We start from the raw sequence: 5,765 nt of genomic DNA, 5'->3' as shown, positions 1-5,765 counted from the left end.
CAGACCGGCGGTCAGGCGGTTTATGCGTCCGGTGTCGATGGCAGCGGGGTGATCAAGTACGGTTCCCTCGATCTCGCGCTGGCGGCACTGGCCAAAATCCAGGGTGCCGCCGGCGTTAGCGAGGTGTCGTTGGACATCATTCAATCCATTAACGAAAAGCAGTAGGTCGAGATGTTAATGCAGGGATTGGAGCATGAAAAATCACAACATTTGTTGGTGCTCCAATTGCTCCAATTCCTGCTGACCTTACCTGCCAGGGTACTGTCAGGTTGTTCGGTGACCGGACAGCAAGGACGAGTGAGGCGAGTATCGATCGGCTTACGCCGGCATCCGGTCGCATGCAGTGCTCTCCCAGGCCGCGAAGGTCTGGGCACGTGCCTCGTGTTTGCACTGCACGCTCCGATTGTAGCGGCACCCCATGAACAGATTCGAAATCTGTCCATGGACCGAGCAAAATCGTTGTAACTGGCGCGCCGATTTGAACCGCCGCATCACCTTCTCGCGCACCCGGGTCGGCTGGTGCGAATTTTCCGCCCGGTTGTTCAATCCCTTGTGCTGCCGATGCTCAACGTTCAGGCCCAGTTCGCTGTGCGCCGCCGCGTAGCTGCGCAGCTTGTCCGTCGCCATCACGCGCGGACAGCCATGGCGCCTGAGCAACTTGCGCATCAACCGTTTGGCTCCTGTCGTGTCGCGGCGGCGCTGCACTAGCACCTCGAGCACCGCGCCGTGCTGATCGACGGCTCGCCACAGCCAGTGCTTGCGGCCGTTGATTGTCGCGACCACTTCGTCCAGATGCCACTTGTCACCGCGTCCCGTCGCCGTCGAGCGAATCCGCTTCGCGATCAACAGACCGAATGTCGTCGCCCAGCAGCGCACCGTTTCGTACGAGAGCTCGATACCGCGCGCGACGAGTCACTCCTCAANTGTCACCGCGTCCCGTCGCCGTCGAGCGAATCCGCTTCGCGATCAACAGACCGAATGTCGTCGCCCAGCAGCGCACCGTTTCGTACGAGAGCTCGATACCGCGCGCGACGAGTCACTCCTCAACCATGCGCAGGCTCAACGGAAAACGGTAGTACAACCAAACGGCGTAGCAGATGATGTCCGGCGGAAACCGGTAGCCCTTGAACGAAACCGGCGCCTCGGCCTGCGGCAGAGGGGCGATAGAAGCTTTCTTCATGCCTCATTATATTCGCCGACTTCTGGAACAACCCGACAGTACCCGACAGAACCACCGGGGCGATTCCATCTGCTAATTTCACATTGCCGTCTGCTGCAACAGAATCCGATCTGCCGAATATTCGTTAAATTATATCATATGGATCAATTAATATTTCTGAATAACGGCTCATTGCTTCTGGTTGGAATGCAATTAATTGAAAGAATTGTAATGAACAAAACTCAACAATTTTTTCTCCCTCATTGAAAAATTGCCATGTAAATTAAAGCGTAGATGAATTCAATTAGCCAAACTTGCGACTGCCTGCTCATCTTCAATCAGTCGTTTAGTTTTATGCTGTAAACATGAATTTATTCACCAATATCGAGCTACATGTGCACCAAAATTGAGAATTTGATGTTTAGTATTCCAAATAAACAACCTGAGAGCATGCTCCAATATCGTACTGTATGGAACTGCAAATGACTCAATGCGTCGATTGATTGGAGCTTCCGCGTAGTCAGCCGCTATTGTGCCCCGGACGCGATTCTCTCTATTTTGGGAGATATGCATGTCAATTCCAACATGCAGGTGCTGACAAGCGTGACTGTAAATTATCTTGATTTCAGTATTCAGCCAATCTCTGTCACACAGACATCAGAGACTCGTTGAAAAGGAAGGTGGTTGATCGTTAATGCTTAACTCATGCCCTCTGAGGGATGAAGAAACAGAGGGAATTCCAACGAAGATTCATCCTTATACGCGAAGATTGGAAATATGATGAAACGGAAAATACGTACGTTTGCTTTGCATCCACTGTCCGTCGCAGTACTGATCATGATGGGTGCGGTGAGTGTCGTGCAAGCTCAATCGTCCCTTCCCATGCCCACTGGCTGGATCGCCACTGGCGTGGTCCCGTCTGTTCCCGCAAAGGCGAAATCATTGGGAAGTGTGAGTGATGAGACATCGGTGCCGATCACCGTGGCATTGAAGCTACAGAACACTGCGGAAATGGACCGTCACCTCCAGGAGATTAACCGCCCGGGCAGCCCTTCCTATGGCCAGTTTTTGAGTTCGTCCGATGCGACGGCGGCGTATGCACCGACGAAAACCCAGGTCAAAAAAATCACCGACTATCTGGCTCGGCAGGGATACCGCGACATCACCGTGGCTCCCAATCGCTTGGTGATCACCGCAGTGGGAACTGCCTCCGCAACCAAGCGAACCTTTCATACAGACTTGGCGGAATTCGAGGTTGATGGCGTCAGGGGTATTATTAATACGCAGGCGGTGTCTATTCCTGCAGACTGGAAAGACTCCGTCCATGCCGTGCTGGGGTTGGACACGATCAATCGATTCCGTACTTTGGCCCGTACAAGGAATACCGGCAAAAACAATACTACGGGTGGACCAGCCGGAAGTGGTGTGGTGTACAAACCGGAAGATTTTGCAACTGTCTACCACACCGGCTCGATAACCGGTGCTTCGAAAACCGATGTGGCGATTATTGGCTGGGGGAATATGACCAATACAGTCAATGATCTGGAACAGCTTGAAAAGAGTTGGGGCTGGAAGCGCGAAGATTATGTCCCTACTCAAATTGTTAACCTCGATCCTCTTAAAAAACCAGCAGGCGGCGATGACAGTGAATGGAACATGGATGCTCAGGCCATTGTCGGCCTCACTGGTGGCGTTAAAAGTTTGACATTTTATACTGCTTCCGATTCTACTAATGATAAATTACTGCCTATTATCAACCGAGCAGTGAGCGACAATAAGGCTAGAGTCCTTAACATGTCTTGGGGCAGCAACGAACCAGAAGGTGGGGCTGGCTACTTCGATGATGCTTTCCGGCTGGGAGTGATTCAGGGCCAGACATTCGTAGCTTCCAGTGGTGATTCAGGTTCTTACCCATGCAAAACCCCGATCCCTGGCAATGCCTGTCCATCAGACGAAAACTCTAACGGAACCTACGGTGATCGTAACATCCTGGCTGTATCATATCCGGCCAGTTCACCTTATGTGGTTGCCGTAGGAGGCACGACGCTCAGCACAAGTAGTAACTATGCATATGTCAGTGAGACTGCCTGGCCTTTTAGTGGCGGGGGGATCAGTCAGTACGAAACAAAGCCCGTCTGGCAGAATGCGGTTAACGCATTGAAACGCCTCAAGTATCGCAGCATACCTGACGTCGCCTTTGATGCTGATTGGGAAAATTCACCAATTCAGTTCTACGAAACGAAATATCAGTGTCTCATAAGAGAAATCCTGTCCGGCGATTGCTCCAAATATGCTGATTCCCCGTCGGGTATTCAGCTCACTACAAACGGCGGAACCAGCTTGGCTGCCCCCTTGTTTGCCGGCGCGTGGGCCGTGCTGGAATCGGCCAATAACAATAAATTGGGTTTTGCTGCACCTATCCTCTATGCGCTGGCCGCTCAGCCGGGCGCGTCGTCGTGGCTGCACGACGTTGTGGGCGGAAGCAACGGCGGATATCAAGCTTCCCCGGGTTGGGATTACGCCACAGGCTGGGGCAGCTTCGATATTGAAGCGCTCAATAGGCGCTTGGCGATAGCAACTCCCGGCCAAGGCGGCAATGGTGGAAGCGGTAGTGCGGGTGGCACGGGCGGGAACGGTGGTAATGGCGGCGCTGCAGGTTCGGCTGGCACGGGTGGCACGGGTGGTAATGGCGGCAACGGCGATGGAAGTGGAAGCACCGGTGGTTCGGGAGGAGCGGGGGGCACCGGTATCCGCGCTGGTAGTGGCGGAGCAGGCGGCAACGGTGGCGTCGCATCGGGTAATGGCAGTACCGGTGGTCAAGGCGGTGGCGGGGGAAGTGGTACGGGTGGCGGTAAAGGTGGCAATGGTGGCAATGGTGGCAATGGCTCAGGCGGCAATAAAGGTGGTGCGGGCGGTAGTGGTGGTACGGGTTCTGCGGGTGGTAATGGTGGTAATGGTGGCAATGGTGGAGCGACTTTGCCCCCGCTTTCCTGATCAAACCTTGGTTCTCCATCACATCATTGCGGTGGAGAATCGCATATTAATGCTTCGATATCCATATTTTATGGACAGACAGGATAACAACAAAGAATACTTTATCCATGGAGGATGGCAATGTTCCAATTTGAGGCTGAAAGAAAAGCGATTTCCTTATGCATGGTCCTGACTCTGTTAGATTTCCAGCTTGTAATTTCTGTTGGGCAACGAAATAACTGATCGTCTACAGTACGCTATCGCACTTTCCAGGCCAGTAATCTCTGTTAATTTTTACCCGATAAATTCGCAACTGGACAATCGACCCGGATTGGGCATGTTTTACGCCCTCGTCCCCTGTTAAACACGAATTTCATCGACATGATTTCGATTTGATGGAATCGATAAATTCAGGATAGCTGACTATATTGAGAATTGATTTGTACGGTGCAAAAGCGCGGCGAATCGATACCCCGCCAGATGGGCCATCTGGCAATCGTTAGGAGAACGGCAATGCAAGAACTTAGTCTGCAGGAACTCGATCTGGTCGGCGGCGCGCAAGTTGGCGGTGGTCTGATCGGCGCCCTCACGGGTCTGGTTGGTGTGTACGGCCAAGGCGCGTACAAGATCGGTTCGACCGTCACGGATCAACTGACTGGCGGCCTCGTCGGCGCGATCCAGATCGTCGGCGGACTGCCGGTTCAACTGGCCCAAAACGTTGGGTCGGCTTTCCTCAACGGCCTCTTCAAGTCTTAAGCCACACCCCTTAGCCACACTATCTTTAGGAAAAACGATCATGCAAGAAATCAATCAGCAAGAAATCGATATGGTTGGCGGTGGTCTCTGGAATCCGCTGGTTGCTATCCCGACCGCTTTTGTTCTCGGCGCTCAACAGGCAATCGGTACGGTTGGCGCAGCCGCGCTCAACTTCGGCGTAAATCTGACGGACACGGTCGGCGGCTTGGCCAGCGGCCTGGTCAAGGATGTCGTCCGCATTGTCTCCGACACGGGCAAGGTCATTACGGGCTAATCAAAAGATGGCCGCCAGGCTCGACGGCAAACTGCCGGCGGGGGTTCGCCTGGAGCGGTCGAGCGGTACGCGTGCCCACCTCACGGACGGGCACGCGCCAACGAGAATTCATTAGTTATCAGTGACTCGTCTACTCAGCGCATGAGCGTTCGTTTTAATCGTCAAATAGATTAAGTCCGCCACACGTTCGCGGGAGTGAACCGTTCACGGGAGTGAACAAAGCCAACAAACGGAGATGAAGATGACCGAATCGATACGTTCACGGGTGGTGGCAAGTGCGGTGGCGTGCGCGATGAGCGTGACCCCGTTCGCGGGGCTGACGACATTCCTGTCGCTTGCGGTCCCGCAGGCTGCGGTGGCGGCGAGTGTCGCGGCCGACAATTACGCGGCGACCCAATATCCGATCATTCTGGTGCACGGCCTGACGGGCACCGACAAGTATGCGGGCGTGCTCGAGTACTGGTACGGCATCCAGGAGGATCTGCAGGCGCATGGCGCAACGGTCTATGCCGCGAATCTTTCCGGCTTCCAGAGCGACGATGGTCCGAACGGTCGCGGCGAACAATTGCTGGCACAAGTGAAGCAGGTGCTCGCCGCGACGGG

Annotated in this window: 4 protein-coding genes and 2 pseudogenes; 4 read left to right on the top strand and 2 right to left on the bottom strand. The window is 54.1% G+C overall.

Translation table 11 applies throughout. The features are described from left to right. Window positions 1–318: 318 nt before the first annotated feature. Both RZR99_RS31805 and RZR99_RS33505 read right to left on the bottom strand, forming a co-directional pair. Window positions 319–912: pseudogene (locus RZR99_RS31805) on the bottom strand (IS6 family transposase); the annotation flags it as partial. A gap of 30 nt (window positions 913–942) precedes the next feature. Continuing rightward, window positions 943–1,156 (bottom strand): annotated as a pseudogene (locus RZR99_RS33505) (IS6 family transposase); the annotation flags it as partial. Window positions 1,157–1,936: 780 nt separating this feature from the next. Here RZR99_RS33505 and RZR99_RS31795 point away from each other — a divergent pair. The 4 genes from RZR99_RS31795 to RZR99_RS31780 form a co-directional block, all read left to right on the top strand. Next, window positions 1,937–4,153 (top strand): S53 family peptidase, encoded by a 2,217-nt coding sequence (locus RZR99_RS31795; RefSeq protein ID WP_323123677.1) that lies wholly within the window; start codon window positions 1,937–1,939, stop codon window positions 4,151–4,153. Between the two features lie 492 nt (window positions 4,154–4,645). Continuing rightward, on the top strand, window positions 4,646–4,888 hold the full coding sequence (locus RZR99_RS31790; RefSeq protein ID WP_323123676.1) for a hypothetical protein: 243 nt from the start codon (window positions 4,646–4,648) through the stop codon (window positions 4,886–4,888). A 40-nt stretch (window positions 4,889–4,928) separates the two neighbouring features. Next, on the top strand, window positions 4,929–5,162 hold the full coding sequence (locus tag RZR99_RS31785) for a PTS fructose transporter subunit IIABC (RefSeq protein ID WP_323123675.1): 234 nt from the start codon (window positions 4,929–4,931) through the stop codon (window positions 5,160–5,162). Window positions 5,163–5,403: 241 nt separating this feature from the next. Beyond that, the coding region (locus tag RZR99_RS31780; RefSeq protein WP_323123674.1) for an esterase/lipase family protein at window positions 5,404–5,765 on the top strand (362 nt) is incomplete at its 3' end.

This window comes from Burkholderia alba (assembly GCF_034721475.1).
Classification (GTDB): Bacteria; Pseudomonadota; Gammaproteobacteria; order Burkholderiales; family Burkholderiaceae; genus Burkholderia; species Burkholderia alba.
Note: the sequence above shows the minus strand (reverse complement) of the source record. Positions and strands in the feature narration are given on the sequence as shown.